The sequence below is a fragment of the Streptomyces sp. NPDC051315 genome, from assembly GCF_044455165.1.
In the GTDB taxonomy this organism is placed as follows: domain Bacteria; phylum Actinomycetota; class Actinomycetes; order Streptomycetales; family Streptomycetaceae; genus Streptomyces.
The window spans coordinates 54870-81515 of the sequence record NZ_JBITEN010000008.1; the positions used below are offsets into that span (position 1 = coordinate 54870).

Annotated in this window: 20 protein-coding genes and 1 pseudogene; 9 read left to right on the forward strand and 12 right to left on the reverse strand. The window is 73.6% G+C overall.

All coding sequences use genetic code 11. The annotated features are described in order from the left end of the window. The first annotated feature begins 5 nt into the window (after positions 1-5). Positions 6-554: a PadR family transcriptional regulator gene (locus tag ACIBBD_RS16975; protein WP_399420185.1), complete on the forward strand. Its 549-nt coding sequence runs from the start codon at positions 6-8 to the stop codon at positions 552-554. Positions 555-657: 103 nt separating this feature from the next. On the opposite strand, the gene ACIBBD_RS16980 is transcribed toward ACIBBD_RS16975, so the two are convergent. The 3 genes from ACIBBD_RS16980 to ACIBBD_RS16990 form a co-directional block, all read right to left on the reverse strand. Continuing rightward, positions 658-1194: a hypothetical protein gene (locus ACIBBD_RS16980; protein ID WP_399420186.1), complete on the reverse strand. Its 537-nt coding sequence runs from the start codon at positions 1192-1194 to the stop codon at positions 658-660. A 150-nt stretch (positions 1195-1344) separates the two neighbouring features. Further along, positions 1345-2304 (reverse strand): fibronectin type III domain-containing protein, encoded by a 960-nt coding sequence (locus ACIBBD_RS16985; protein WP_399420188.1) that lies wholly within the window; start codon positions 2302-2304, stop codon positions 1345-1347. Between the two features lie 514 nt (positions 2305-2818). Further along, entirely contained in the window at positions 2819-3580 is a 762-nt protein-coding gene (locus ACIBBD_RS16990; RefSeq protein WP_399420189.1) for an SDR family NAD(P)-dependent oxidoreductase, read from the reverse strand. Positions 3581-3738: 158 nt separating this feature from the next. Between ACIBBD_RS16990 and ACIBBD_RS16995 the strand changes: the two genes are divergently transcribed. Then, a complete protein-coding gene (locus ACIBBD_RS16995; RefSeq protein ID WP_399420190.1) occupies positions 3739-4377 on the forward strand; it encodes a TetR/AcrR family transcriptional regulator in 639 nt (212 codons plus the stop codon). Positions 4378-4601: 224 nt separating this feature from the next. Here ACIBBD_RS16995 and ACIBBD_RS17000 read toward each other — a convergent pair whose 3' ends face one another. The 4 genes from ACIBBD_RS17000 to ACIBBD_RS17015 form a co-directional block, all read right to left on the reverse strand. Next, a complete protein-coding gene (locus ACIBBD_RS17000; protein ID WP_399420192.1) occupies positions 4602-5012 on the reverse strand; it encodes a PTS-dependent dihydroxyacetone kinase phosphotransferase subunit DhaM in 411 nt (136 codons plus the stop codon). Continuing rightward, entirely contained in the window at positions 5005-5604 is a 600-nt protein-coding gene (gene dhaL, locus ACIBBD_RS17005; RefSeq protein WP_399420193.1) for a dihydroxyacetone kinase subunit DhaL, read from the reverse strand. Before dhaL ends, ACIBBD_RS17000 begins: the two co-directional genes overlap by 8 nt. Positions 5605-5654: 50 nt before the next feature. Further along, positions 5655-6647 (reverse strand): dihydroxyacetone kinase subunit DhaK, encoded by a 993-nt coding sequence (dhaK, locus tag ACIBBD_RS17010; RefSeq protein WP_399420194.1) that lies wholly within the window; start codon positions 6645-6647, stop codon positions 5655-5657. 652 nt (positions 6648-7299) lie between these two features. Then, positions 7300-7422, reverse strand: coding sequence for a hypothetical protein (locus ACIBBD_RS17015; protein WP_399420195.1), 123 nt, complete (start codon positions 7420-7422; stop codon positions 7300-7302). Positions 7423-7455: 33 nt separating this feature from the next. On the opposite strand from ACIBBD_RS17015, the gene ACIBBD_RS17020 reads away from it, so the two are divergent. Next, positions 7456-8118, forward strand: a complete 663-nt coding sequence (locus ACIBBD_RS17020; RefSeq protein WP_399420196.1) for a hypothetical protein — start codon at positions 7456-7458, stop codon at positions 8116-8118. Between the two features lie 150 nt (positions 8119-8268). On the opposite strand, the gene ACIBBD_RS17025 is transcribed toward ACIBBD_RS17020, so the two are convergent. Further along, entirely contained in the window at positions 8269-9999 is a 1731-nt protein-coding gene (locus ACIBBD_RS17025; RefSeq protein ID WP_399420197.1) for a VanW family protein, read from the reverse strand. 313 nt (positions 10000-10312) lie between these two features. Between ACIBBD_RS17025 and ACIBBD_RS17030 the strand changes: the two genes are divergently transcribed. Then, complete coding sequence (locus ACIBBD_RS17030; RefSeq protein ID WP_399420198.1) at positions 10313-10642, forward strand: universal stress protein; 330 nt, start codon at positions 10313-10315, stop codon at positions 10640-10642. Here ACIBBD_RS17030 and ACIBBD_RS17035 read toward each other — a convergent pair. Next, positions 10638-10831 (reverse strand): annotated as a pseudogene (locus ACIBBD_RS17035) (hypothetical protein); the annotation flags it as partial. The gene ACIBBD_RS17030 and the pseudogene ACIBBD_RS17035 overlap by 5 nt on opposite strands. An 812-nt stretch (positions 10832-11643) precedes the next feature. Beyond that, entirely contained in the window at positions 11644-14565 is a 2922-nt protein-coding gene (locus ACIBBD_RS17040; RefSeq protein ID WP_399420458.1) for a glycosyl hydrolase 115 family protein, read from the reverse strand. Between the two features lie 196 nt (positions 14566-14761). Between ACIBBD_RS17040 and ACIBBD_RS17045 the strand changes: the two genes are divergently transcribed. The 4 genes from ACIBBD_RS17045 (at position 14762) to ACIBBD_RS17060 (ending at position 21933) form a co-directional block, all read left to right on the forward strand. Further along, entirely contained in the window at positions 14762-15217 is a 456-nt protein-coding gene (locus tag ACIBBD_RS17045; RefSeq protein ID WP_399420199.1) for an RpiB/LacA/LacB family sugar-phosphate isomerase, read from the forward strand. 138 nt (positions 15218-15355) lie between these two features. Beyond that, positions 15356-17740 (forward strand): phosphoketolase, encoded by a 2385-nt coding sequence (locus ACIBBD_RS17050; protein ID WP_399420200.1) that lies wholly within the window; start codon positions 15356-15358, stop codon positions 17738-17740. 395 nt (positions 17741-18135) lie between these two features. Next, positions 18136-19146 carry a RimK family alpha-L-glutamate ligase gene (locus ACIBBD_RS17055; RefSeq protein WP_399420201.1) on the forward strand — a complete coding sequence of 337 codons (1011 nt, stop codon included), beginning with the start codon at positions 18136-18138 and terminating at the stop codon, positions 19144-19146. Positions 19147-19314: 168 nt separating this feature from the next. Beyond that, positions 19315-21933: a DUF6185 family protein gene (locus ACIBBD_RS17060; RefSeq protein WP_399420202.1), complete on the forward strand. Its 2619-nt coding sequence runs from the start codon at positions 19315-19317 to the stop codon at positions 21931-21933. Between the two features lie 3 nt (positions 21934-21936). Here ACIBBD_RS17060 and ACIBBD_RS17065 read toward each other — a convergent pair whose 3' ends face one another. After that, on the reverse strand, positions 21937-23865 hold the full coding sequence (locus ACIBBD_RS17065; protein WP_399420203.1) for a PAS domain S-box protein: 1929 nt from the start codon (positions 23863-23865) through the stop codon (positions 21937-21939). Between the two features lie 358 nt (positions 23866-24223). Here ACIBBD_RS17065 and ACIBBD_RS17070 point away from each other — a divergent pair, with 358 nt between their 5' ends. Further along, on the forward strand, positions 24224-24772 hold the full coding sequence (locus ACIBBD_RS17070; protein ID WP_399420204.1) for a tellurite resistance TerB family protein: 549 nt from the start codon (positions 24224-24226) through the stop codon (positions 24770-24772). A gap of 116 nt (positions 24773-24888) precedes the next feature. Here ACIBBD_RS17070 and ACIBBD_RS17075 read toward each other — a convergent pair whose 3' ends face one another. Beyond that, entirely contained in the window at positions 24889-26442 is a 1554-nt protein-coding gene (locus ACIBBD_RS17075; RefSeq protein WP_399420205.1) for an APC family permease, read from the reverse strand. Positions 26443-26646 lie beyond the last annotated feature (204 nt).

Sequence of the window (26646 nt, forward strand, 5' to 3'; positions counted from 1 at the left end):
CCCCCATGTCACTCCCGCACGCGATCCTCACCGCCCTGCTCGAGAAGCCGTCGTCGGGGCTGGATCTGACCCGCCGCTTCGACAAGTCGATCGGCTACTTCTGGTCGGCGACGCACCAGCAGATCTACCGCGAGCTGGGAAAACTGGAGGCCGAGGGGTACATCCGGGCCCTGCCGTCCGAGCAGCCGGCCCGCGGGCAGAAGAAGGCCTACGAGGTCCTGCCCGCGGGCCGCGCCGAACTGGAGCGGTGGACGGCCGCGGCGCAGGACCCCCGACCGCACCGGGACGCGCTGCTGCTGCGGCTGCGCGCCGCCGCCGTCGTGGGCACCGCCGGCCTGGAGGCCGATCTGCGCCGCCATCTCGACCTGCACCGGCGGCAGTTGGCCGAGTACGAGGAGATCGAGAGGCGCGACTTCCCGCCGGGCGACGACAGCGCGCAGGCCAGGATCCAGCACCTGGTCCTGCGCGCCGGCATCGAGCTGGAGACGTTCTGGACGCAGTGGCTCACCGAGGCCCTGGAGGAACTGCCCGGCCCGACCGGTCAGGCGTCCTGAAGGCCCTACGGCCCGGCGCCCCACCGCCCCGGGGCCGTACGGCTCGCGCGGGCGGCGGGGCCCACAGTGGCCGTACGGCCCGGAGGCGGGCCGAGAGGCGGGCTCAGAGGCGGTACGGCTTCGAGCGGCGGCGCAGGAACCAGGCCGCCGCGATGATGCCGGAGCCGACCAGCGCCCCGCCGACCGCCATGGTGACCGCGCCGTACTCGCGCACCGCGCCGCCCACGCCGCCCATGACCCCCCGCGAGGGCGAGGCCGTGGTGGAGATCGTCGGCGTGGACGCGGCGGACACGATCACCGACTGGCTGCCCGCGGTGCTGCCGTTCGAGCACACGACGACGACCGTGTACGTGCCCGGGCTGACGCTCGACCAGGCCGCGGACTGGCTGACGCTCGTGCCGGACAGCGCCACCTGGCGCCCCTGGGCGAAGTTGGCCTGGCTGCTGGTGAGCAGTGACGCCGTGCCCCAGCTGCCGCTGATCTGCGTGCACGCGCCGGTCACCACGGACACCGTGGAGCCGGTCGTGCTGACGGAGATGCCGGAGACCCCGGCGGCCGGCTGGGCGGTCACGGCGAGCGGAAGCGCGGCGGCGGCTGCCACGGTCAGTCCGGATCGGACGAGAAGACGGGAAGTGCGCATCGGATGTCCTCCGGCGGCACGGTTGGCGGTACATCCCTTGCGCCGCCGAAGGTCGGGTACGCCCGTGCTGCCACAGGGGCAGCCAACGTCTCCCGGGAAGGCTCCGCACCCCGGCCGCCCCCGTCCGGGTGACGGATTCCTCCGGACGGCTCAACGCGGCCCGGGGCCCGTCGTGACCGTCCGTTCCGCCGAGAACGCGCCCCAGCTCCCGTCCGGCAGCCGGGCCCGCAGCCGCACCCGGTGCCCGGCGCCGGCCTCCTGCCCCACGTAGAAGCTGTAGGAGGCCCGGTCGCGCGGAGGCGTCCCGCCCCACACGAGCGAGGTGGCCGGCCGCCCGTCGAGCTGGATCTGGTACTCCGTGACCACGCCGTCCACGCGCGGCGGCACCCAGGCCAGGTCGATGTAGTACGCCCCGTCGGCCGGCCGGGCCGTGGCCCGGAACTCCGTGGGCGCGGTGTCCCGCCCCTCGTCGGAGCCCGGCGCGGTGGTGAGGCGCACCGGCGCGCCGGCCGGCGAGAGGTTGCCGGCCGCGTCGCGCGCCCGCACGGTGAAGGTGTACCGGGTGCCCGGCCGCAGTCCCGTGACCACCGTCGCGGTCTGGTTGCCGCCGACGCTGTGGATCTTCGTGCCGCCCCGGTAGACGTCGTAGGACACCACTCCGCGGTCGTCCGTGGACGCCGACCAGGACAGCTGGGCCGCCCGGCTCCCGGCCGCCCGGCCGGTGGCGCCATGCGGCCGGGTCGGGGGCGTGCGGTCCGTCGCGACCGCCGCCGGCGTCGTCGCCCGTACCTCCCGGCTGCGCGGCCCGAGCCGCCCCTCGGCATCCCGGGCGCGCACGGTGAAGACATAGGTGGTGGACGGCGCCAGGCGGGTGACGTCGAGCATGCGCCCGGAGGCGGGCACGACCGCGACCTTCGTGGGGCCCCGGTACACCTCGTACGCGCTGACCGCGGGGACCGCGTTCCACATCACGTGCACGCTGGTGGCGCTTCCCGCCTCGGCGGTGACCCCCGTGGGGGCACCCGGCGCCCGCCCCTCGTCCCCGCCGCCCGGACCCGCGCACGCGCAGCACGCCACGAGGACACCTCCGCACAGCACAACGCGTCGCACGGCTTCGCCTCCCGGCCCGGCACGGCGGCAATGGTCCGGACCAATATGACGCGGTGGCGCGAACACATCAAGAGGGCGGCGGAACGGGGACCGGTGTGGGCGGGCGGTCACCCCGGTTACGTATGCTGAAGCTCCTCACGGCCGAACTCCCCCTGAGAGCTCGGGAGTTCGTGCCGATGGCGCGGACCGCTGTCGTCGCTGATCCCGCGCCGGCGGGGCGGCCGGGCGGCCGGCGCCGAGACGGGCGCCGGTCCCCGGCCCCTCTCGCACCGGCGGAAGCCGTGCACCGTACGGCTCCCGCGGGGATCCCGGCATGCGAGCGGCCGGCACCGGCGGCCGAGGGCGTGGGCGGCGGCGGCCGTCCGGGACGAGGGGCGGGGGCTGTCCGGGGCAGGCACCGTCGGCCGTCCGGGGCTGGATCGGGGGCGTCCGGGGCGCGGACTCGGGAGTGTCCGGGGCGCGGACTCGGGGGGTGTCCGGGGTGGGCGCCCGGGGCCGTCCCAAGTGCGGCCCGTCAGACCGTCGACCAGCCGTCGTCGACCGGCAGGATCACGCCGTTGATGTCGCTCGCCGCGTCGGAGGCGAGGAACACGATCGCGGCGGCCTGCTCCTCCGGCTCGGCCAAGCGGCCGACGTTGACGAAGTGCGGGCCGAGCGCCGCCGGGCCGTGGGTGCCCTGCTCGACGTCCACGACGATGCCGGTCCTCGTGCCGCCCGGCGCGATCGCGTTCGCCCGTATGCCCTTGCCCCGGTACATCACCGCCAGTGACTTGGTCAGTCCCACCACGCCGTGCTTCGAGGCCGTGTAGGCCGCGCCCGCCGCGCTGCCCCGCAGGCCCGCCTCGGACGCCGTGTTGACGATCGCGCCCCGGCCGGCGGCCAGCATGTGCGGGAGCACCGCGCGGGTCAGCAGGAACGGGGCGGTCAGGTTGACCCGGATGACCCGCTCCCACTCCGCGTCGCTCACGTCCGCCAGTGCCGACATGCGGTCCATGATCCCGGCGTTGTTCACCAGTACGTCCACCCCGCCGAAGCCCTCCACCGCGGTGGCGGCCACCTCGTCGACGACCGCCCGCTCACTCAGATCGCCGGGGACGGCGACGGCCGTACCGCCCGCCCGCTCGATCTCGTCGACGACGGCGCGGGCCCCCTCGGCGTTCAGGTCGGCCACCAGGACCCGCGCCCCCTCCGCCGCGAAGCCCAGGGCGGCGGCGCGACCGATGCCCGAACCCGCTCCGGTGACGATGACGCCGCGTCCGTCCAGTCCAGTGGCCATGGGCTCTCCTCCGTGTGCTGTCTTCTTCGGGGTGGGGCGGGCGTCGAGCCCGGCGAGCCCTCACCCTACGACTTAATGTCTGTGAGTGACATAAAGTCATGGTGAAGAATTTCCGGCGCACGGACAGTGCTGAACGGCGACTGGAACCGGAGGGCCGGATGACGGCATCCCGCGGACGCACGGGGCGACCGCCCCTGACCGAGGAGCGCAAGGCCGAGATCCGGCTGGAGATCGCCCGTGCCGCGGTGGACCTCTTCGTCGACCAGGGCGTCGCGGCCACCACCGGCGAACAGATCGGGCAGGCGGTCGGGGTGTCGGCCCGGACCGTGTGGCGGTACTTCCCGAGCAAGGAGAACTGCGTGAGCCCGCTCTTCTCGGCGGGCATCGACCTGATCGCCACCTGTCTGCGGCAGTGGCGCCCCGGCCGGCCCCTGGCCGAGGCGTTCGCCCGGGCCCTGGGGGAGGACCAGCGGCTCCTCGTCGGTCCCGACCCCGCCACCGTCGCGGCCCTGGTCCGGCTGACCCGCACCGAACCGGGCCTGCGCGCGGTCTGGCTCCAGACCTACGACGAGGCCGAGCCGGCGTTCGCCCGCGCCCTCGCCGACCGGGCGGGCCTGCCACCCGACGACCTGCGGCCGGCGATCCAGGCGGCGATGTTCAACGCGGCCCTGCGCGCGGCAGTGGAGCAGCACGCCTGGCGCACCGCCGGTACCCGGGAGGACAGGGCGGCGGCGAGAGCGGGGCTGGCGGACGCCATCCGCTCGGCCCTCGCCGTCGCGGCCGACGGCCTGACCTGAGCAACCGGACCTCACCCGCCCGTGCGTCAGCCGGGTTCCCCGGACCCCGGGGACGCCGGCCGGGACGCCCTCCGGAACCCGGGGGCGCCGACCGGGATGCCGTGTCCGCGGCCGCGGCGGCTCCGGCCGCGTCGGGCACCGGGCGGCCGCGTCGAGGCGCCGCGCCACGCGCCGTCCGCCCGCGGACGCCGTATCCGGCGGGGGCGGGGGCGACCGAGCGGTGGTCAGACCTTCCGGTAGGTGTACGCCTCGGCGGCCGCCGCCTCGACCGCGTCGAGGTCGGCCCCCGTCGCCGCCGTGACGACGGCGGCCACCGCGCCCTCCAGGAAGGGCGCGTCCACGAGCCGGGTTCCGGCGGGCAGTTCGTCGCCCTCGGCGAGCAGCGTCTTGACGGTGAGCACGGCACTGCCGAGGTCGGTGAGGACGGCGACCCCGGCGCCGCGGTCCACGGCGGCGGCAGCGGCGGCGATCAGCTCCGCGCTGGTGCCGAACCCGCCGTCCTCGGTGCCGCCCGCCGGAGCGACGGGCACGTCGGTCCCGCCGCCTGCCAGCCCCCGCGCCAACCCGGCCACGGCGGCGGCCACGTCCGCGCTGTGCGACACGAGCACGATCCCGACCCGCTGGTCGTCACTCACCGGCTGCCTCCGAAAGACACGCGACGAGCAGGGCCGACGAGGTGGCTCCGGGATCCTGGTGCCCGATGCTGCGCTCGCCCAGATAGCTCGCCCTGCCCTTGCGGGCCTGCAGGGGGGTCGTGGCGAGGGCCCCCTGCTCGGCCGCGGCGCGGGCAGCGCCGAATCCGTCGCCCAGGGCGTTCACGGCGGGCACCAGGGCGTCGATCATCGTCTTGTCGCCCGGCGCGGCCCCGCCGAGCTGCATCACCGCGTCCACGCCCGCGCGCAGCGCCTCGGCGAACTGCTCCTCGCTCACCTCGGCCGCGTCCCCGAGCGCCTTCCCGGTCCGGCGCAGCAGCGTGCCGTACAGGGGACCGGACGCCCCGCCGACCGTCGAGATGAGCCGGCGTCCGACCAGGGTGAGGACGGCGCCGGGGGTCTCCGGCGTCTCCTTCTCCAGGGCGGCGACGGCGGCGTGGAAACCGCGCTGGAGGTTGCTGCCGTGGTCGGCGTCACCGATGGGCGAGTCGAGGGCCGTGAGCCGTTCCGCCTCACGGTCGACGGAGGCGGCGGTGGCCGTCATCCAACGGTGGAAGAAAGCGGCGTCGAGCACTGGATCTCCTTGCCTGGTAGTCGAGTCCGGCGAGGGGTGTCCCCCTCGTCTCACATGCCCCAGCGCAGCCCCGGCGTCCTCACCGGCGCGTCCCAGAGCCGCAGCAGCTCCTCGTCGACCTGGCACAGGGTCACCGAGGCGCCGGCCATGTCGAGGGACGTCACGTAGTTGCCGACGAGCGTACGGGCGACGGGGACCCCGCGCTCGGCCAGCACCCGCTGCACCTCGGCGTTGAAGCCGTACAGCTCCAGCAGCGGCGTCGCACCCATGCCGTTGACCAGGACCAGGACCGGGCTGCGCGGTGACATGTCCTCCAGGAGGGCGTGGACCGCGAAGTCGGCGATCTCACCGGAGGTCATCATCGGGCGCCGTTCCCGTCCGGGCTCGCCGTGGATGCCGATGCCCAGTTCCAGTTCTCCGGGAGGCAGGTCGAAGGTCGGGCTGCCCTTGGCGGGCGTCGTGCACGCGCTCAGCGCCACGCCGAAGCTGCGCGCGTTCTCGTTGACCTGCCGGGCGATCGACTCGACCCGCTCCAGCGGCTGCCCCTCGTCGGCCGCCGCCCCCGCGATCTTCTCGACGAACAGCGTGGCGCCCGTACCGCGCCGCCCGGCCGTGTAGAGACTGTCGGTCACCGCGACGTCGTCGTTGACCAGCACCCTCGCCACCCGGATGCCCTCGTCCTCGGCGAGCTCGGCCGCCATGTCGAAGTTGAGGACGTCGCCGGTGTAGTTCTTCACGACGAACAGCACCCCGGCCCCGCTGTCCACGGCGGCCGCCGCGCGCACCATCTGGTCGGGCACGGGCGAGGTGAAGACCTCCCCCGGACAGGCCGCCGAGAGCATCCCGGGCCCCACGAACCCCCCGTGCAACGGCTCGTGTCCCGAACCGCCGCCCGACACCAGGGCGACCTTCCCGGCCACCGGCGCGTCCCGCCGTACGATCACCCGGTTCTCGACGTCGACGGTCAGCTCGGGGTGAGCGGCGGCCATCCCCCGCAGCGCGTCGGCGACCACGGTTTCGGGGACGTTGATGAGCATCCTCATGGGAACCTCCTGGAGATCTCGGCAGGCGTGTCTGCGATCTGCGTCTTCGCTGGTCGGAGCGGGCGGTGACCTCTTCTCGATCGTGGCGGTCCGCAGGGGGCCGACGTGGTGCGGCCGAGTGCTGCTCTTGGAAGTATCGACCTTGTGGGAGCGAAGGTCACGTGCACGAAGGTGCGCTTCCCGCATGAGCCGCCGGACCCGGCTGCGGGGCGTACGTGAGTGCCCGCTGTCACGCGTCTCCGCCCGATCGACTCCGTCGGAGGTTCCGTGAGCCATCGTCCCCGTCGGGGGTTCCGTGAACGCACAGGACGAGGACCCTCGCCCCGACCCTCGCCCCGTGGTCCCTCCCTCCGGGCATCGGCCGACGGCGCCCGGTCGGATCCGCGGCCGGTGCGTGCTCGGCGGGTTCGGGCCGTCTCCTGCCGGCGGCTCGGCCGGCCGTGTCCGGGGACGACCGGGCCGGCCGAGGGGCCGTACGCGAAGACGCCGGTGGGCACCGCCCCCGGACCGGTCACCGGCGCCGCCGCGGCCCTGCGCGCGCTCGTCGGCGCGGCAGGCGTTGGGCGCAGCGGCACCACCGCCCCGCATACCGCCTCCCTCGCCTGCTCGGGGGCGTCAGCGCGGTCGGGCGGCGGAGGCGTGCCGGTCGGTGTCACGCCGAACCGGGATCGGACTCGGCGGCGACGCCCCGGGCGCGCGGCTCGTGCCGTACCACCGGGAGGGAGGCGACGCAGGACAGCGCGGCGAGCACGGTCGCCGTGGCCATGGCGGTCATGACCCGCTGGAGGCCGGCGCCCAGCTCGCCCCGATGGCCGTCGGCGTCCTGGCGTGCAGCATCCTGGTCAGCCCGCGGGCGCTGAAGGCGGTCGGCGTCGGCAAGGGCATCCTCATCGGGGTCACCTGTTCGGCCGCCGGGCTGCTCACCGTGGCGCTGGCGCCCGACGAGAACGGCTACGCCCTGGTGGCCGGTCTGCTGCTGGGCGGTGGCGCGGGCATCTCGGGTCCCCTGGTCGCCAACGCGCTGATGAGCTCCATCCCCCGCGAGCGCGCCGGCAACGGGTCCGGGGTGAACAACACCCTGCAGGAGCTGGGCAGTGGCCTGGGCATCGGCGTCCTCGGCGCGCTCCTGACCGGGATCTTCGCCCAGGCGGTGCCCGACGCGCTGCACCCGGCCGCCGGTGATTCCTATCCGGCGGCCGTCGCCGCGGCCGAGGGTTCCTCGGGACTGCTGGACGAGGTCCGGGACAGCTTCGCGCAGGCTCTGACGCTCAGTCAGCTCATCGGTGCCGCAGCGGTCCTGCTGGGCGGGTGCATCGCCGGGTCGATGCTGCTGCGGGCCGAGAAGGCGGAGCAGGCGCGGGCCGCCGCGCAGGACGGGCAGGACACGCAGCAGCCGACGAAGGCTGCCGCCGACCGACCGGCAGACCCATCGGGCCGCCGCGGCGGCAGGTCCCATCCCCCGGGGGTGTGACCGCCGCGGCAGGGTGCGCCGGGACCGGTGTTCGGAGGGCGGTTCCCGGCGCAGCGCCGACACGGGCGTGCGGCCGAGTTCGTCGGCCAGGCGGCGACGGACCCGTTCGTAGACGCTCAGCTCGGAATTCTGCGCCGATTCGCGACACTTTCACTCCGCATCCACTTCGCACACGATCTCGTCACGCGGCGTGTAGTGGGTGCGGAACGGTTCCCGCTTCACCTCCCGGCCGGCGTCGTAGAAAACGCGTTCCACGGTGACGTCGAAACCCTCGAGCGGTGTCTGCGGCACGCACTCCTCGGCGTCGCTCACCTCGCGCGCGGGCTGCTTCACCTGGCTGCGTGGTCCCTTGACCGACCTGATCTCGTCGTACTTCCCGGTGCCGAGGAAGGTGACGGTCACGGAGGTGTCGGTGGACTCCGCCTGGATGGCGAGGGTGTGGCCGGAGTCGTTGGTGAACCGCAGGTCGAGGCTGCCCCAGGCGACCGTCGCCTCGCGGCCCTCCGGGTAGCGCTCGATGTAGAAGGAGTGGGCGCCGTACTCGACGGGCTTGACGCCCGCGAAGAACATCGCGTTGAAGACGGTCGTGGCGACGGCCGAGACCCCGCCGCCGGGCGCCTTCGTGAACTGGTCGTCGAGGATCATGATGCCCTCGACGAAACCGTTGGCCTCGGTGCGTTCGCCGACGGTCCGGTTGAAGCTCCAGGTCTCGTCCGGCGAGACGACGGAGCCGTTGATGAGCTGCACGGCCCGCCCGATGTTCTTCGTGCGGTACGGCGCGGGCTCGAAGTCGACGGTGAAGGAGGACATCTTCTCCGTGAGGCCCAGCCGCGCGGCGTTCTCACGGGTCACCTCCGGCTGGGTACGCCGTGCGGCGACCTCGCCGGCGCGGGCGGCGCCCGACCTCGTCAGCAGCGGCAGTACGGCCTTGCCCAGCGCCTTGTCGGTGACCTGGACGCCGATCCTGGCGTCCTCGGCGACGACGACCCGGTCGCCGTCGAGCCGCAGCCGGGCGTTCCGCGGGGTGGTGGTGATCTCGGCCAGGGGCCGGGCCACGGCGGGGGTGGCGCGCAGGCCCTCGGCGTCGAGGCGCGGTGTCAGCCTGCCGGAGCCGTCCGGCCGCAGGGCGAGGTGGTCGCTCAGCACGGCCTGGTCGATCGTGAACCGTTTGCCGTCCGCGGTGAGGGTGACCGGCGCCGACATGGCCGGCTGCGCGAACTCGCGCACCGCCCGCCGTACCTCCTGCGCCGTGACCTTCGGCTCGGTCGCGCGGGCGGGCAGGGCCGTGACCGAGCCCGCCGCGCCGCGCAGGAAGGCGGCGCGCAGGGGGCCGACCGCGGCGTCCACGTCCAGCGCGTACCCGGTGCGCGGGGCGACCTGCTCGACCCGGCCGTCCGCGAAGGCGACGGCGCCGTCGCGGACCTTCTGGTCGAGGGTTCGCGCCAACTGTCCCAGGGTGGCGTGGGCCTTGTCCTCGTCGACGCGTACGACCGGCTCGATGGCGCCGCCCGAGCGGAAGAATCCGGCGATCACGCTGAACGGGTCGGCGCCGGTGCGTGCCGCCCGGTCGACGGTCCGCTCGGCGTCGAAGGAGAGACCCGCCGCCCGCGGGTCCACCGTGCCGCCGCGGTCGCCGACCCTCACGGCCAGCTCCCGCGATCCGGCCGCCGCCAGGTGCCGCTCCAGTTTCCGCACGGCCTCCCCCTGGCTCAGACCGCCGATGCCCACCCCGCGCACCGTCGTGCCGTCCTCGATCTCGCCGCCCGTGACCAGCAGCCCGGCGAGGTACAGACCGCCGACGCCCACGGTCAGGGCGCCGCCGGCCAGGGCGAGGCGGGGGACGGCGGCTATGAGCGGGACGGAAGGTCCTCGGGGGCGCATGGGTCTCCTGGTCGGTCGAGAGGACGGTGTACCCGATGACGCAACACTGGGCGCGGGCAAGCACCTCAAACTATCCACAACCGGGCAGTGAAACTGCTATGTCCCAGGCCACCTATGGTGCAGGTCACGTCCGCTCGTCGTACGTCGCGGGGGGTGGGCTCCCCGGCGTGGAGGTCGCCGCCGCCCAGGCCGGGAGCCCGGACCGCGCCCTCGGCCGGCCCCGGGGACCGGAGCGAGGTTCTGGCGGGAGCGCGGGAGCGCGGGAGGACGGGAGGACGGGAGGACGGCCGGATCGTACCGCTGCTCACCGGCTGTGCGCGGACGGCGACGGACCTTCGGCACCGCGCGTCCGGAGGCGAGGCTGCGGGGCCTGCCGCTGAAGGTCGTCCACGCGGACGAGCCCGCCCCCCGGCCCATGGCCCAGGCGCCGTCGCCCGGCGCCGAGACGCAGGGGCACTGGAGCGAGCGCATGACGCGGGAGACGGCCGAGGGGCTCGCCCCGCGCCACCCCGGCGTGGACGTCACCGCGGAACGGCGGACCGGCCGGCCCGCCGACGTCCTGACGGACGCGGCGAACGACGCCGACCTGCTGGTCCTGGGCTCCCGCGGGCTCAGCGGAATCGGCGGCTTCCTGGTCGGATGACGGCGGCGCGCCGGCCCGGCACGTGCAGATCGAGGGCGACCGTGCCGGTCCGCACGATCCAGAAACGGTCGGCGTGCCGTCCCTCCCCGAAGAGGCGGGCGCCCATACCGAAGAGACCTCGTGGGCGATGCGCGTCAGACGCTCCCGGTGCTGGACCGGAAGGGCCGCGGCCAAGGTGGTGGTGGTCATCGTTCCTGATCCTCTCGTTCCCGTTCGGCAGTCGGCCGGCCGCAGGGCGTCGGTGAGGCGGGGGTGCAGCTCGAAGACGCCGGCCAGACCGGTCAGGCGCAGGAGAGACCGCAGACGGGCGTCGTCGGAGACCATGCGCAGTCGGCCCCGCCGCTCCTCGGTGCGCCTGCGCGCCCGGCACAGCAGGCGCAGTCGATGAAGGACACCGGGCGCAGGTCGACCACCAGGTCGGGGCGGGGCGCGGCGGTCAGGGGCGTCGAGCCGCGCCGACACGGGCGGCGCGGTGAGGATGTCGATCTCGCCGTACGGCTCCAGGACGGTCGTGCCGCCGACGGTGCGCTCGGTGCGGCACGGCCCGGTGCCGGTGTGCGTGTGCGCCATGAGGAAAGCCAAGCCCACGCACCGGCCGGGGCGGTAGGGCCGGGTGGCCCCGCGCACGCACGGAAGCGGGGCCGTCCGGCCCTACGACCCCACGTACGCGCGGAAGCGGCGCCGTCCGCCCCTACGGCCCACGACGCCAGGCCGGTGCCGGCGACGCACGCCCGCGCACCGGGAGCACGCCGCCGACGCACGTCGCGGCGCACTCCACCATGGACGACCCCGACCTGCTGCACACCCGCGTACACCGGCACGGGCGCCGGTAGCCGGCCGCGGGGCTCGCGCCGCACCCGTCGGCCGCGACACCTCCGGCCGCCGCACGCCGACGCGGGCGTCGGGCGGTCGAGCCTCCCCGCACCACCGCTCCCGGACACGCGGGAGCGGTGGTGCGGGGAGGCTCGCGGACGGGCGCGGCCGGTGACCCCGCCCGCCGGCTACAGCGCGGGCGCGTCCACCCCGTCCCCTGCCGGCACCGGCTCGGGACGGAACACCGGGTGGTAACTCTCCGGCGGCGCCAGGTACGCCGCCGGCAGCCCGCCCGTGTCGATGACGATCTGATCGACGGCGATCGCGGGGTCGACCATGAAGAGGCGCAGGACGTGTTCACCGGGTTCCGTGACCGTCACGGTGGCGGTCAGCTTCTCGACGCCCTCCTCGACGTTGCGGGCCCAGGCGTCGCCCCGGTTGCCGGTGGCGACGGCCTGACCGGACAGGACGGTCACGGGCTGGTCGTCGAGGGCGAGTGCCAGGCGACGGTGGCCGCGCTCGTCGAGGGAGGGCAGCCGGAACACCGTCACGGGGAAGGTCCCGGTGCCGTCGAAGTGCACCCGGTACCTCAACTCGGGCGCCCGGGCGGCGACGTCACCGGTGACCGTCGCCGCCGTCGAGGGCACCGCCTCCACGGCGGCCGTACGGCGGCCCAGCCCGCGCACGGTCCGCCAGCGGGCCCCGCCGCGCGCCACCCGGCGGTCGGCGTGCACGGCGTCGATCGAGACGTATCCGTGGGCCTCGACGAACCCGCGGGCCCGCCGCCGCGCGCGCTCCCCGTCGTGGCGGACCCGCAGCGGCACCTCGAACCGCTGCCCGGCGCCGCTGACGGTGACCGTCGCGTCCCACGTCCCCTCCGGCACCCGAGCCCAGTCGACCTCCACCCACAGCCGCAGCTGCTCGGCCAGTGATCCGCCCGCCGCGCTCAGCACCACCCACGGACGGTCCGCCTCCGCCGCCCACTCCACCGGCAGGAAACCCGTGTTGAAGACGTCCACGAAACGACGGTCCCGGGTGAGGGAGGTGAAGGACAGGGGCCGTGCCGTGCCGGTCTCGTTGCCCTCGGCCGCCACGCCCAGTCCGGATGTCTCCTGCCGGGTGAGGCGGGTGACCGTCGGGCGGCCCGGCGCCTTCGGTATCTGGGACGGGTACGGATTGACGATCCCGTCCCACTTTCCGCCCGCCACCTGGGTGTTGTACCGCTGGGTGAGCGCCGCCTCCTCGGCGTGCGCGGCGTGCGCCAGGTCCGCGAAACGGTTGGTGCCCGCCCCCCGGCCCTGTCGCACGGCCAGCGCGTTGCGGTCCGCCCAGTAGTACTTGAGGTTCATCAGGTAGGCGCCGTGCACCGGGTATTCGACCAGCTCGAAGAAGGCGTCCCGGTACGCCTTTGGCAGCTTGGCCCCCACGGCCCGCACCCGCTCCAGCAGCCGGTCGTAGGCGGCCAGCCGGCGTCCCGCCTCGTCACCGTGGTGGACGACGGAGAAGATCTGGCGGTCGATGAACTCCGGGCGTCTCTCCGCCGCCAGCCGGTAGTACTCGGTGCGGATCGCGGCGATCTCCCCGGCGTGACGGCGCCCGAACTGCCGTCCGGCCCACTGGGCGAGGAAGCCCTCGACGTCGTCGGCCTGCCACCGGTCCACGTCCCAGGCCATGTCCATGCAGAAGGACAGACCGGTCTCGACCGACTTGACGTCACCCACGTTGAAGATCCACATGCGGTCGGCCCCGTGCTCGTACACGCGCCGCAACTCCTGCCACACCTTGGCCAGTTGGGTGGTGTCCAGCCACAGGTAGCTGCGGGGCCGGCCCCAGTAGGAGAGGTGGTAGTAGATGCCGTTGCCGCCCGCGCGGGCGCGCTCCGCCGCGTCGGGCAGCTGGCGCATGTTGCCGTGGTTGTCGTCGGGCCAAATCAGCGTGACGTCCTCGGGGACCTGGACGCCCGCGTTGTACAGCTCCAGGACCTCCTTGTACGGGATGAAGATCTGCGGCTCGGCCGCGGCGCCGACCTCCTCGGCCAGGATCCGGCGCTGGTCGGCGATGATGGCGTTCATCACCGCGACCTTCTCGGGGACGGTGGTGGCGTGCTTCGTCTCCAGCGCGCTGTCGTGCAGGCCGCGCATGCCGAGCGTCCAGCTGCTCTCGTAGGCCGCGTTCTCACGGGCCCGGGCTCTCCAGTAGTCGGAGATGACACCGGGGTTCACCGTGTAGTCGTACACCGGCGGGCTCCCGTCCGCGCCGGGGTGGTCCCGCGCCCAGGGTTCCCACTCGTGGACGCCGTTGCGCAGCAGGGCCTCGGGGTGGCTGGAGCCGACGACGACGCCGTAGCGGTCGGCGAGTTCGGGGTTCTCGCGGTGCTTGTTGAAGAAGTCGGAGTACGGATGCATCGCCGGCCACAGGTAGTTGGCCTTCAGGCGCAGCAGCAGCTCGAAGATCCGCTCGTAGGTCCTGGGGCCGATGTTCTTGTCCGGCTCCTGGGTGCGGTGGGACCAGGTGGTGAGGTTCTGCTCGTCGTTGACGAAGACGCCCCGGTAGCGGACGGACGGCTCGTACCGTTTGAGGGGGCCGGCCGGCACGGTCACGGTCCCGCGCCGCGCGACCGGGACGTCGGCCCACCAGTACCAGGGCGACACGCCGATGCGCTCCGAGGTGTCGTAGACGCCGTAGACGGTGCCCCGCCGGTCGCTGCCCGCGATCACCAGGGCGCGGTCCACGCCGGGCAGCGGGTGCTCCACCACCTGGGTCACTGAGGCCTCCCAGCGGCCCCGCACCCGCGAGACGTCCAGCCGCCCCTGCGCGACGAGCCGGTCGACGACCGGGCTGGCGCCGAGGGTGCCGACCACGACCAGGCCCGCCGCCCGCTCGGGAAGCGTGTGCCGCAGGACCGGCCGGACGGCGGCGACCCGTTCGACGTCCGCCCGGAGGTCGCCGGCCGCGCGGATCACGGCGGCGTCGTCCGCCGCGTCCACGAACACGTCGACCGCGACGCCGTCGCGCACCAGCGTGAAGTCCGGGCGGTCCGCCGCCGCGGCCGGGGTGGCGGCCGCGGGAAGGACGCCGGGCAGCAGCGGGGTCAGCCCGACGGCCGTCATTCCCCTCAGGAACGACTTGCGGCTCCACCACTGCGACGGGTCCTGCGACGGGTCCTGCGGTGCGTTGGAGGGCACTCTCGCTTCCCTTCCTGCGGGAACGGGTTCATGGCATGAGCATGCAGAAAGCGCTTTCCCCGCACCTTAGGGCGGCGGCGTCCGTGGCGTCCACAACCGTGCACTCAGTAGGCTCCGAAGCATGCGCATCTCCGTCTCCTCCGACATGGACGAACCCGTGGCCCGTGCCCTCGTCGCCGAGCTGCGCGGCCGCGGCCACGACGTCGTGACGCACGGGGCCCTGCGTCCGGGAGCCGACCCGCAGTGGGCGGTGTGCTCGGAGGCGGCTGCCCGGGACGTCGCCGACGGGACCTCGCGGCAGGCGGTGGTCTGCTGCTGGACCGGCACCGGCGCGTCGATCGCCGCGAACAAGGTGCCCGGCGTCCGCGCCGCCCTGTGCACCGACGCGTACACGGCCGACGGCGCCCGCCGCTGGAACGACGCGAACGTCCTCGCGCTCAGCCTGCGCCTCACCTCCGAGCCGCTGCTCAAGGAGATCCTGGACGCCTGGTTCACCGCCGAGGCCGGTGCGGACGCCGAGGACCGCAAGAACGTGGCCCACATCGACGAGCTCGACCGGGGACGCACCGGCCACTGACGGGGGAACCCATCGGTCCGTCCGGTTGGTCCGGATGGGCCGATCGGCCCTGGCGGGTACCCGGCGGCCGGGACAGGGTGGGGAGGTACGGACCACAGAACACCTCCCGCCGCCCCCCGATCCGGAAGGGAACCCGAGATGTCCGTCGACACCCAGCAGGCGCCCGCCCCGCTCACCGACGACGAGCTGAGGACGCTGGACGCCCACTGGCGCGCCGCGAACTACCTGTCCGTCGGCCAGATCTACCTCATGGCCAACCCCCTGCTCACCGAGCCGCTGCGCCCGGAGCACGTCAAACCCCGGCTGCTCGGCCACTGGGGCACCTCGCCCGGCCTCAACCTCGTGTACACCCACCTCAACCGCGTCATCCGCACCCGCGACCTCGACGCCCTGTGCGTCTGGGGCCCCGGCCACGGCGGCCCCGCGGTGGTCGCCAACTCCTGGCTGGAGGGCTCGTACACCGAGACCTACCCCGACGTCACCCGGGACGCGGCCGGCATGGCCCGCCTGTTCCGGCAGTTCTCCTTCCCCGGCGGCGTCCCCAGCCACGTCGCCCCCGAGACCCCCGGGTCGATCCACGAGGGCGGCGAACTCGGCTACTCGCTCTCCCACGCCTACGGCGCCGCCTACGACAACCCCGGCCTGCTCGTCGCCTGTGTGATCGGCGACGGCGAGGCCGAGACCGGGCCGCTGGCCGCGTCCTGGCACTCCAACAAGTTCCTCGACCCCGTCCACGACGGCGCCGTCCTGCCCATCCTCCACCTCAACGGCTACAAGATCGCCAACCCGGCGGTCCTCGCCCGCCTCCCCGAGCCCGAGCTCGACGAACTGCTGCGCGGTTACGGCCACGACCCGATCCACGTCACCGGCGACGACCCGGCCGCCGTCCACCGCGCGATGGCCGAGGCCATGGACACCGCGCTCGACCGCATCGCCGCCCTTCAGCGCGCAGCCCGCGAGGACGGCACCGGCGAGCGCCCGCGCTGGCCGGTCATCGTGCTGCGCACCCCGAAGGGCTGGACCGGCCCCGCCCAGGTCGACGGCCTGCCCGTGGAGGGCACCTGGCGCGCCCACCAGGTACCGCTGGCCGCCGTCCGGGACAACCCCGACCACCTGCGCCAGCTGGAGACATGGCTGCGCTCCTACCGGCCCGAGAAACTCTTCGACGCGGACGGCAGCCCGCGGCTCGACGTCCTGGCCTGGATCCCCGAGGGCGGCCGCCGCCTCGGATCCACCCCGCACGCCAACGGCGGACTCCTGCTGCGCGCACTCCCGCTGCCCGACCTGGAGCCGTACGCCGTACCCGTCGACAAGCCCGGCGCGACCCTGCACGAACCCACCGGAGTGCTGGGCGAAATGCTGGAGGACGTCATGCGCGCCACCGCCGGGCGGCGCGACTTCCGGCTCGTCGGACCCGACGAGACCGCCTCCAACCGTCTCCAGGCCGTCTACGGCGCCAGCGGCAAGGCCTGGCAGGCGCAGACCCTCCAGGTCGACGAACACCTCGACCGGCACGGCCGGGTGATGGAGATCCTCTCCGAACACACCTGCCAGGGCTGGCTGGAGGGATATCTGCTGACCGGCCGACACGGGCTGTTCTCCTGCTACGAGGCGTTCGTGCACATCGTCGACTCGATGGTCAACCAGCACATCAAATGGCTCCGCGTGACACGGCGGCTCCCCTGGCGTGCCCCCATCGCCTCCCTCAACTACCTGCTGACGTCCCACGTCTGGCGCCAGGACCACAACGGCTTCTCCCACCAGGACCCCGGCTTCGTCGACCACATCCTCAACAAGAGCCCCGAGGCCGTGCGCGTCTACCTGCCGCCGGACGCCAACACCCTGCTGTCGGTGGCCGACCACGTGCTGCGCAGCCGCGACTACGTCAACGTCGTGGTCGCCGGCAAGCAGCCCTGCTTCGACTGGCTGACCCTGGACCAGGCCCGCGTCCACTGCGCGCGTGGCGCCGGCGTGTGGGAGTGGGCCGGCACCGAGGACGGCACCCGCGAACCGGACGTGGTCCTCGCCTGCGCGGGCGACGTGCCCACCCAGGAGGTGCTGGCCGCCGCCCAGCTGCTCCGCCGTCACCTGCCGGAGCTGTGCGTGAGGGTGGTGAACGTCGTCGACATCGCCCGGCTGCTGCCGAGCGAGGAACACCCCCACGGGATGAGCGACTCCGAGTACGACGGCCTGTTCACCACCGACAAGCCGGTCGTCTTCGCCTACCACGGCTACCCGTGGCTGATCCACCGCCTCGCCTACCGCCGCTCGGGCCACGCCCACCTGCACGTACGCGGCTACAAGGAGATCGGCACCACCACGACGCCGTTCGACATGGTCGTCCGCAACGACCTCGACCGCTACCGCCTGGTCATGGACGTCATCGACCGCGTCCCCGGCCTCGCGGTGCGCGCCGCCGTCGTACGGCAGCGGATGGCGGACGCGCGGCTGCGCCACCACGACTGGATCCGCGTCCACGGCACCGACCTGCCGGAGGTCGCCGACTGGGCCTGGGACGGCTGACCCGGCGTCCACGGCACCGACCTGCCGGGGGTCGCCGACTGGGCCTTGGGACGGCTGACCCGCCTTTCGGGCAGGGCGCACGGGCGGGGGCGGACGGCGCAGAGGACGGGGCAGGAGGCAGGCGGGCGTGCGCCCTGTTCCGGGGTGCCGCCGCGTGCCTACAGTGGTCGGCCGGCCCTGCGACGCGGATCCGGCGGGGCGAGCCCCACCCCGTGGTCACCGGCCGTGCCGGCCCGGCTCCCGTCCGGTCCCGGTCCGGCCCGCACACCGGCGCGGCTTCCAGGGCGACGGGTGCGAGGACCACCCGCGCGACAGGCACCACCCCGTGACGCCGTTCGGGCCGCGTAGCCGGGTGCCCGGCTCCGGGCGCGCGTCGAGAGCCACTGGAGGCCGCTGTGTCCCGACCGTGCATCGCCCTGATCGCCGATCCGACGTCGCCCGAAGGCTGCCGCGAGTACCTCGCCCAGGCGGTGGAACTGCTCACCGGCGTACCGCCGGTCCGGATCGACTCCCGGCACTTCGCGACCGGCGGAACCGGCCGCGGCGTCCGCGACGAAGGCCGGCTACGGCTCCAAGTCCCCGAAGCGGGGCTGGACTTCGTACCGGACATCGTCGTGCTCTACGAGATCCCGCCGCACCGCCGCCGGGCGCTCGCCGCCTTCCAGGAACTCCTGGAACGGCACGACGTGGTGACCCTCGGCACCGGGCCGGAGGCCTGGCGGACCGCCACGGAGAAGAACCTCACGGTCGAGCGTTTCCGCCGGGACGGCATCGCCCAGATGGAGACCGTCGTCCTGTCCCGGCCCTCGGCCCGGGAGGCGGCCGACGCCTTCGAGCGGCTCGGCGGCGACACGTGGGCCCGCCCCGTCGTCGGCACCGGTGGCAACGACACCTTCCACGTCACCACCCCGGCCGAACTCGAGGACGCCACCGCCTACTACGCCAAGCACGGCACCGACTGGATGCTCTCCCGCGACGCGGGCAACATCACCGCCGACGGCCAGCGCCACCAGTTCCGTGTCTTCGTCCTCGGCGGCCGTGTCGTGCACGCCCGCGAGCACCTCCAGCCCGCCCCCGACACTCCCTGCAACACCTGCCGGGGCGCCACCCCCGTCCACATCGCCCCACCGGACCTGCCGCCCCGCCTCGGCGAACTCGCCGTCGCCGCCACCGCTTCGGTCGGCCTCCCCTTCGCCGGGGTCGACCTCGCCATCGAGAACGGCGGGGTCGTCTTCGAGGTCAACGTCCAGCCGGCCTTCGTCGACGGCGAACTCGAACGGGTGGCCGTGCCGTACATCCAGGCGCACCTGGACGCCCACGCCCTGGCCGCCGAAGGCGGCCACCTCAGGCCCGTCCCGCCGGCGTCCGTCCCCCTCGGCCCGGAGGACCGGCTCACCGCCCGGTGACACCGGTGGGGCGGACCACCCACCACGTGCTCCGCCCCACCACCGGGACAGGAGCGCGCGCCCCCGGTGCGCAACCACGCGCGCTCCTCTTCCCCCCTGCCGAGGAGGGGCGGCCCGGGCGCCACGCGGCGATGATGGAGGGCCGCATCGGCCTCGGGGGAGGGCTGTTTGACATCCGGAGCGACCCGTCGCGCACCCGCACGCCTCCTCGTCGTTCTCCTGGCGTTCCTGGTACTGCCACACGTCGCCGCCGCACCGGCGTCGGCCGCGCCGGACGATCCCTGCGACCCGCGGGGCCTGTCGAAGGCCGTCGTCGAGGCGGGGCTGCGGCTCGAGCACGACGACCGCACGTACACCAAGGTGCTCACCGAGCTGACCGTCGAGGTACCCCTCACCTGGTCGCTCGCCGGCCACCTGCTGCACGACCACGACTCCGAGCGCTACCGGCACGCCATGCGGTGTCTGGTACGGGGAGACGTCCGCGGCCTGTGGACCAACTGGCACGAATGGCGGTCCGGGGAACCGGCCATCACCCCCGTGCCGGCCACCTCCGGCGGCAAGGCCGCGCAGGCCAGAGCGCTGAAGGTGGTCGCCACGGCGCACGGCTGGGTCGACCAGCGCGGTACCCGCGAGATCGGGCCGTGGACCATCGAGGCGGGCAGGGCCACGTGGCTCGTCCGCCTGGACCCACCCGACACACTGACCCACGCGCGCTGGCGGCTGGTCACCGTGGAGCCCGGCAGCGCGGGAGCCGTGTCGGCGGAGAAGAACGTCACCGTCGGTGAGAGCGCGGACGTCCTCGCCTGGCGGCCCACCGGCAGCGGGGCCGCGCCCGAGGTGACCGTGCGGATGGCGCCCGCCTGGCCCCGCTCCTTCTCCGCCCAGGACGACAACCCGCCGTTCGCGGCGCTCGGAGAGGCCGGAGGGCTGCTGTGGTCACTGCTGCTCGTCGTGGCGACATGGTGTGCGCTGATCCTGCTCCCACGGCACGGCGTTCCGGACCCCGTCGAGGAGCGGACCCGCGCGAATCTGCGCGACTGGAGCTGGGTGCTCCTCGCCCTGTCCCTGCTGGTGACCGGCCGCAGCCTGTACCTGGGGGCGACCGGGGCGTTCGAGGCCGACGAGGAGTGGGCGCAGCAGGCGGTCCATGCCCCGTGGGCCTGGCTGACCGCCGTCGCGACGGGCGGGCTCCTGCTGGCCTTCGGCCGGCCCTCACCGAGGGTGGGGCTCGCCGGGGTGCGCCTCGCGGCGGTGGCCCTCGTCCCGGTCCTGTGGCCCGCTCCGTTCCACCTGGAACCCCAGCGGTTCGTCCGGGACGACGTCCCCGCTCCGGCCGTCTCCGCGCTGGTCGCCGTGTGCCTGGCCGCCTTCTGCTCGGTCACCCTCCTCGTCCTGGGCAGCGCCCTGGCCGTACGCCGGCTGGCCGTGGACGGCGGTCTGTACAGCCCCCGCCGCCCGGCCCCCCGGACGTGGACCCTGCTGGGCGGCACCGTCGCCGTCGTCGTCGTCCTGGCCGTCTGCTGCGCGGCGGCGGCCGAGCGCGACTGGAACCGTGCGTCCTGGCTGTCTCCCCAGATCGACGCGGGGGAGGCCGGCTACGGCTTCGGACACCACGCGGAGTTCCGGAGCAGCCTGCTGTGGTTCACGCACCAGGTGCAGAACTGGTGGTGCGCGATGGCGTGGCTCCCCAGCGGACTGGCCGTGCTGGCGCTCCTGCGCGGCAGGGGGAGTCGGACGGCGGACGAGCCGGTGGAGCGGCGCGGCCCCCACGGGGCCGACCGGTTGCTGCTGTTGCTGCTCTTTCCCGTGATGGTGGCGCTCAACATCGGCGAGTACACCGGCAGCGGCACCCTGACGTGGATCTGGTTCCTCCTCTACCTCCTCGCGCCCGTCGCCGTCCTGCGGATCGGTTCCGGCCGTGCGGTCGGCGACCGCTCCCTGCAACGGTCCGGTGAGCCCCTCGGACGGACCCTGCGGGTCACGGACCGGGCCACCCTGCTCGACCGGTCCCGCAGCCACCGCGAACTCCACGCCCGGCTGCGGCGTCTCGACCAGGGCCAGCCCGACGAGGGCGACGGACCGCGGCGCGCCCTCGAGTCCCGTCTCGAACGGCTGCGGCGGTGGCGGTCCTCCTCGGGTGCCGACGACCGTCTGCCCCACGGCGTCTCCGTGGTGGACGCCGCGCTCGCCCTCGGGCCCGGCCGCACGTGGTGGGAGAACGGCGTCAGGGCGGCCCGGTTCACCCAGCCCGTCTCCCTGCCCATCAGCGCGGGACTGGTCTGGGCGCATCAGCTGAGCGGAGAGTCCCTGACCGGCACCCTGTACGACCGGCTCGGACTGCCCGACGTGCCCACCCAGTTCGTGCTCTGGCAGGTCGGCTACGCCGCCGCGGGGTTCGTCCTCGGCGCCCTGTGGCACGAACTCCCCGGCCGGCGCGGCGCGGCCAAGGCGTTCCCGCTCGCTGTCGCCTACGCGCTCCCCGCCGGATTGTTCGCTCTCGGCAACTGGGCACTGGGGGAGGAGCAGACGGGCCTGGCCTTCGCCGTCGCGGCGATGACCCTCGTCCTGACGGTGACCGGCATCCTGATGGACCTGGAGACCTTCAGCGGCGAACGCCACCTCTGGCGCAGCCGGGTGAGCCTGCTCTACTCCGTCTACCAGATGCGCTTCCTGTCCATCCAGGTCGCCTGGCTGCTGGCACAGGCGGCGGCGGTCGTCACGATCTGGCAGTTCTTCGTGGAGGACGGGGGCTCGCCTCCCCAGAACACGGGCGGCGGGGGGCGCTGAGGGTCACAGCGTCAGGGTGAACCAGGTCGTCTTCCCCTCGTCGGTCGGCCGCACGCCCCAGCTGTCGGCGAGGGCCCGGACCAGGACCAGGCCGCGCCCGGACTCCTCGTCCTCGGCCGCCGGGCGCGGCTGGGGGACGTGCGGGCTGTGGTCGCCGACCTCGACCGTGAGGGCCGTGGCCGTGCGGTGCAGGTGCAGCGCGATGGGGCCGTGGGCGTGCTGGACGGCGTTGGTCAGCGTCTCCGACAGCAGCAGGAGGGCGTCGTCGGCGCGGTCCGCGCAGTGCCAGGAGGTCAGCGCCTGGTGCAGGAAGGCGCGGCCCTCCGGCACGGAGGCCGGGACGCCCGGGAGGTCGGTGCGGACCGCCGCGAGGGGCGCGGCCGGAAGCTGCGCGAGCAGCAGGGTGACGTCGTCGTTGTGACTGTCGGGGTCGGGGAGCAGCGCCGTCAGCACCTGGTCGGCCGCGGTCTCCAGGCACGGCGTACCGGTGAACAACTCGTCCAGCAGGGACGTCAGTTCGCCGATCCGTGTCTCGATGTCGCTGTCCGGCGTCTCGATCAGACCGTCCGTGTAGAGCACCAGGGTGGCGCCCGGCGGTATCTCCGAACTGGACTGCTCGTACGGGACGTCGCCCACGCCGAGGGGCGCGTTGACCGGGGCGGAGAGGGCGCGGACTCCGTCGCCCACGCCGGCGACCAGGACCGGCAGATGTCCCGCCGAGCAGACGGTCACCGTGCCCGCGTCCGGGGCGATCACCAGGTAGCAGCAGGTGACGAGCTGGTCGGGCACGTCGAGGTCGGCGACGCAGGTGTCGAGTGCCCGCATCAGCTGCCGCGGCTGCATCCCGGTCTTCGCCAGGGCGTGCGCGGCCGAGCGCAGTTGGCCCATCACCGCCGCGGCCTCGAGTCCGCGTCCCATGACGTCGCCGATCAGCACGCCCACCCGGTCGGCGCCCAGGGGGATCAGGTCGAACCAGTCACCGCCCACGCCGGCGCCCTGGGTGGCGGGCCGGTAGCGGCTGGCGGTGTCGAGGCCGGGCAGGGCGGGCGGGGTGCCCATCAGGCTCCGCTGCAGGGTGAGCGCGATGTGCCGCTGCTGCTCGTACAGGGCGGTGAGTTCGGCCTCCGCGCGCTTGCGGTCGCTGATGTCCCGCACGATCGCGCACGCCCCGACGACCGTGCCGTGGGTGTCCCGCGTCGGCCACAGCGTGACGTCCACGTCCAGCAGCGCCCCGGTGCGGGTGACCCGCAGCGTCTCGAAGTGCTCGACCTTCCGTCCCCGCCGCAGCCGTTTGAGCAGTGCCTTGACCTCGCCGCGCAGCTCCGGCGGCGCCAGCAGGGAGACGTGCCGGCCGATGACCTCCTCGGCGGTGTAGCGGTACAGGCGCTGCGCGGCCGCGTTCCAGTAGGTGATGTACCCGTCGAGGGTGTGGGCGAGGATCGCGTCCTGCGAGGACTCCACCAGCCCGGCCAGCTCGTTGATGCGGGCCTCGGCCGCCTTGCGGTCGCTGACGTCGCGCACGGCGGCCGACACCAGCAGGCCGTCCGTGGTCTCCAGCGGGCTCAGGCTGATCTCGACGGGGAACTCCGTGCCGTCCTTGCGCAGCCCGTGCAGTTCCAGCCCGGCACCCATGGGGCGGACCTGCCGGTTGGCCGCGTATCCGCCGCGGTGCGCGGTGTGCTGTTCGCGGAAGCGGTACGGCATCAGCAACTCGACCGGCTGGCCGAGCAACTCCTCACGGCGGTAGCCGAACAGCGCCTCCGTCTGGGCGTTGACGAGCCGGATGAGGCCCGTGTCGTCGACGATGACCATCGCGTCCGGCGCCGCCTCCAGCAACCCGCGGAACCGCTCCTCGGCCCCGCCCTCGCGCACGGGGGCGCGGCAGCCGCAGCGTTGTCGTTCCGCCGGCTCCGCCTGCACCACGTCGGCCATGATCCACCTCACCTTGCGCGACGATTCAGGCCATCACACCGCCTTCACCCCGGCCCCGCTCCGCGATGTCGTTTACTGACCGTTCACGCCCGAAGCTGGCCGCAGAGGCGCCGGGTGTGTCGGGGCCGGTGGTGGTCGCTCCTGGGCACGGCCTGATCACGTCCGTGCGGCCCATCGGGGCCTGCGCCGCCGTCGTTGCCGGCCACCCGCGTGCCGTTGACCCCGGTCACGCGGGATGTCGGCCGCACCTTGGGCGCGGCGCTTTGCGGAACCTTTGCCCGGAGGTCGATCGTTGATCCAGTGAGCGCGCGCGAGCGGGTGCGCTGGATGACTCCGATCGAATACCGAGGTGACGTCGATGGCAGTGTGGGACCGGCTCAAGGACCAGGCCAGGACTTTCCAGCAGTCTCAGGGTGGGCGGGGCGCGACCGGCGGTCACAGCCACAGCCCGGGGTCCGGCGGGGGCGCCCGCGCTCAGCTGGTCAGCGCGTTGAAGACGCAGCTCGTCTCCCTCAAGACCGAGCTGAAGAGCGGCGCGTACCGGGACGCCAGCATGGCGATGTGCGCACTGGTCGCGGCCGCGGACGGGCACGTGGATCCGGCCGAGCGGCAGCAGGTCGAGTCGATGATCCTCAGCAATGAGGTGCTGCAGAACTTCCCGCCGGAGCAGCTGCGTCAGCGCTTCAACAAGCACGTGGACCAGCTGGGCCACAATTTCCAGCAGGGGAAGGCCGAGGCGATGCAGGAGATCGCCAAGGCCGCCAAGAAGCCGACCGAGGCGAGGGCGGTCGTCCAGACCGGCATCGTCGTCGCGGGAGCCGACGGCGACTTCTCCCAGGCCGAGCAGATGGTCCTCCGGGAGGCGTGCGCGGCGCTGGGGGTGTCCCCCGCCGAGTTCCAGCTCTGACCCGCGCCCGCGGTCCGGTTCCCGGGGTGTGCGGACACACCGCACACCCCGGGAACCGGACGGTCGGCCGCGGACCGGCGGCTGACGGGCGGGGACCGCCGGACGGCGGACGGCGTTCAGTCCCCGACCACGAGGGCCGGTGTCCGCGTGGTCAGGACCTCGCCGCGGAAGAAGGCCGGGCTGCTCCGCCGCATCGCCACCATGAGGACCACGCCGAGCAGCAGCAGACCGACACCGATGACGAAGACCGAGCCGACGCCGAACACGGCCGAACCGCTGCCGTAGGCCGGGTCCCACATGTCGTACAGCGTCTTGCCGAACACGGCGGTCAGCAGGACGCCGCCCAGCACCGGGAAGAGCCCCTTGAAGACCGCGTCGCGCACCGACCGGGTGAGGGTGTCGCGGAAGTACCAGGCGCACGCGAAGGCCGTCAGCGCGTAGTAGAAGCAGATCATCAGGCCGAGCGCGTAGATGGTGTCGACGAGGACGTGCTCGCTGACGAGGGTCATCACGGTGTAGAAGACGCCGGTCGCGACACCAGCGACGACCGTGGCGCGCCCGGGCGTCCGGAAGCGTTCGTGCACGCCCGCGTACGACGCGGGCAGCGCCTCGTACGCCGCCATGGCCAGCACCGTGCGGGCCACGGGGATGAACGTCGTCTGGAGGCTGGCGGCGGCCGAGGCGAGGACGGCGAGGAAGAGCAGGATGCCGAGGGCGTCGCCCATGACGGGACCGGCGAGGGCGGCGAAGACGTTGTCGGAGGTCTCGGGGTTCGCGAGGCCGAGGCCGTCGGTCCCGGCGCCGACCGCCATCTGGGCGGCCACCCCGGTCGTCAGGTAGGAGCCGACCAGGACGATCATCGCGACGAGCGCGGCGCGGCCGGGCGTCCTCTCGCTGCCGACGGTCTCCTCGTTCGCCGTCAGACAGGCGTCCCAGCCCCAGTACATGAAGATGGACAGGGACAGCCCGGCGCTGAAGGCCGCGAACGACTTCACCTCGAAGGGGTTCAGCCAGGACCAGGAGAAGCCGAGGTGGCCGGCGAAGGCGCCGGAGCGGGCCTTCTGCACCGCCAGGGCGACGAACACGGCCAGCACGACCAGTTGCAGCCCCACCAGCGCGTACTGCACGCCCTTCGTGGTCGTCATCCCGCGGTAGCTGATCGCCGTGGCGATCGCGATGAGCAACAGACAGGTCAGGATGTGGACCGCTTTGTTCCCGTCGAGGCCGGCGATCCGGTCGCTGCCGGTGACCTCTCCGGCCAGCAGCCAGAAGTACGAGGTGGCGACACCCGCCAGGTTCGACAGCACGATCACCGTCGCGATGACCAGACCCCAGCCGCACATCCAGCCGACGTGCGGCCCGAACGCCTTGACGGTCCAGGTGAACGAGGTGCCGCAGTCCGGCACCGCCCGATTCAGCTCCCGGTAGGCGAACGCGACCAGCAGCATCGGCAGGAACCCGGCCAGGAACACGGCCGGCATCTGCACCCCCACCTCGCCGGCGGTGGAACCCAGGGTGGAGGTCAGGCAATAGACCGGCGCGACGGTCGAGACCCCGATGACCGCACTGCCCAGCAGGCCGACGGAATTCCCGCCGAGCCCCTTGCCCCGCACGCCGTCGGCACTGTTCTGCGTCTCGTCGGTCCGGGACCGCGCCACCGTCTCAGTCATGCCATGGGACGTTAAATCATGCGTTTTCCATTGTTGGGGTCCTCTTCACCCACCCCGTGTACCTGGGAATCGCAGACGGTAGCCGCAGGACGTCCATGGATTGCATTCACTGAAGGGGTACCGTATCTGACTTTGCAAGGATTCCTCCGCGCTGTTCGATATTCGGAAACCGTACGGCCGCCCGAAATGGCCCGTTCCCTCTCT

Excerpts from the sequence above, each read along its gene's own strand:
- ACIBBD_RS16975 (WP_399420185.1), top strand. The coding sequence starts at position 6 with ATGTCACTCCCGCACGCGATCCTCACCGCCCTGCTCGAGAAGCCGTCG.
- ACIBBD_RS16980 (WP_399420186.1), bottom strand. The coding sequence starts at position 1,194 with ATGCGCACTTCCCGTCTTCTCGTCCGATCCGGACTGACCGTGGCAGCC.
- ACIBBD_RS16990 (WP_399420189.1), bottom strand. The coding sequence starts at position 3,580 with ATGGCCACTGGACTGGACGGACGCGGCGTCATCGTCACCGGAGCGGGT.
- ACIBBD_RS16995 (WP_399420190.1), top strand. The coding sequence starts at position 3,739 with ATGACGGCATCCCGCGGACGCACGGGGCGACCGCCCCTGACCGAGGAG.
- dhaK (WP_399420194.1), bottom strand. The coding sequence starts at position 6,647 with ATGAGGATGCTCATCAACGTCCCCGAAACCGTGGTCGCCGACGCGCTG.
- ACIBBD_RS17015 (WP_399420195.1), bottom strand. The coding sequence starts at position 7,422 with ATGACCGCCATGGCCACGGCGACCGTGCTCGCCGCGCTGTCCTGCGTC.
- ACIBBD_RS17020 (WP_399420196.1), top strand. The coding sequence starts at position 7,456 with ATGGCCGTCGGCGTCCTGGCGTGCAGCATCCTGGTCAGCCCGCGGGCG.
- ACIBBD_RS17025 (WP_399420197.1), bottom strand. The coding sequence starts at position 9,999 with ATGCGCCCCCGAGGACCTTCCGTCCCGCTCATAGCCGCCGTCCCCCGC.
- ACIBBD_RS17040 (WP_399420458.1), bottom strand. The coding sequence starts at position 14,565 with ATGACGGCCGTCGGGCTGACCCCGCTGCTGCCCGGCGTCCTTCCCGCG.
- ACIBBD_RS17045 (WP_399420199.1), top strand. The coding sequence starts at position 14,762 with ATGCGCATCTCCGTCTCCTCCGACATGGACGAACCCGTGGCCCGTGCC.
- ACIBBD_RS17050 (WP_399420200.1), top strand. The coding sequence starts at position 15,356 with ATGTCCGTCGACACCCAGCAGGCGCCCGCCCCGCTCACCGACGACGAG.
- ACIBBD_RS17065 (WP_399420203.1), bottom strand. The coding sequence starts at position 23,865 with ATGGCCGACGTGGTGCAGGCGGAGCCGGCGGAACGACAACGCTGCGGC.
- ACIBBD_RS17070 (WP_399420204.1), top strand. The coding sequence starts at position 24,224 with ATGGCAGTGTGGGACCGGCTCAAGGACCAGGCCAGGACTTTCCAGCAG.
- ACIBBD_RS17075 (WP_399420205.1), bottom strand. The coding sequence starts at position 26,442 with ATGACTGAGACGGTGGCGCGGTCCCGGACCGACGAGACGCAGAACAGT.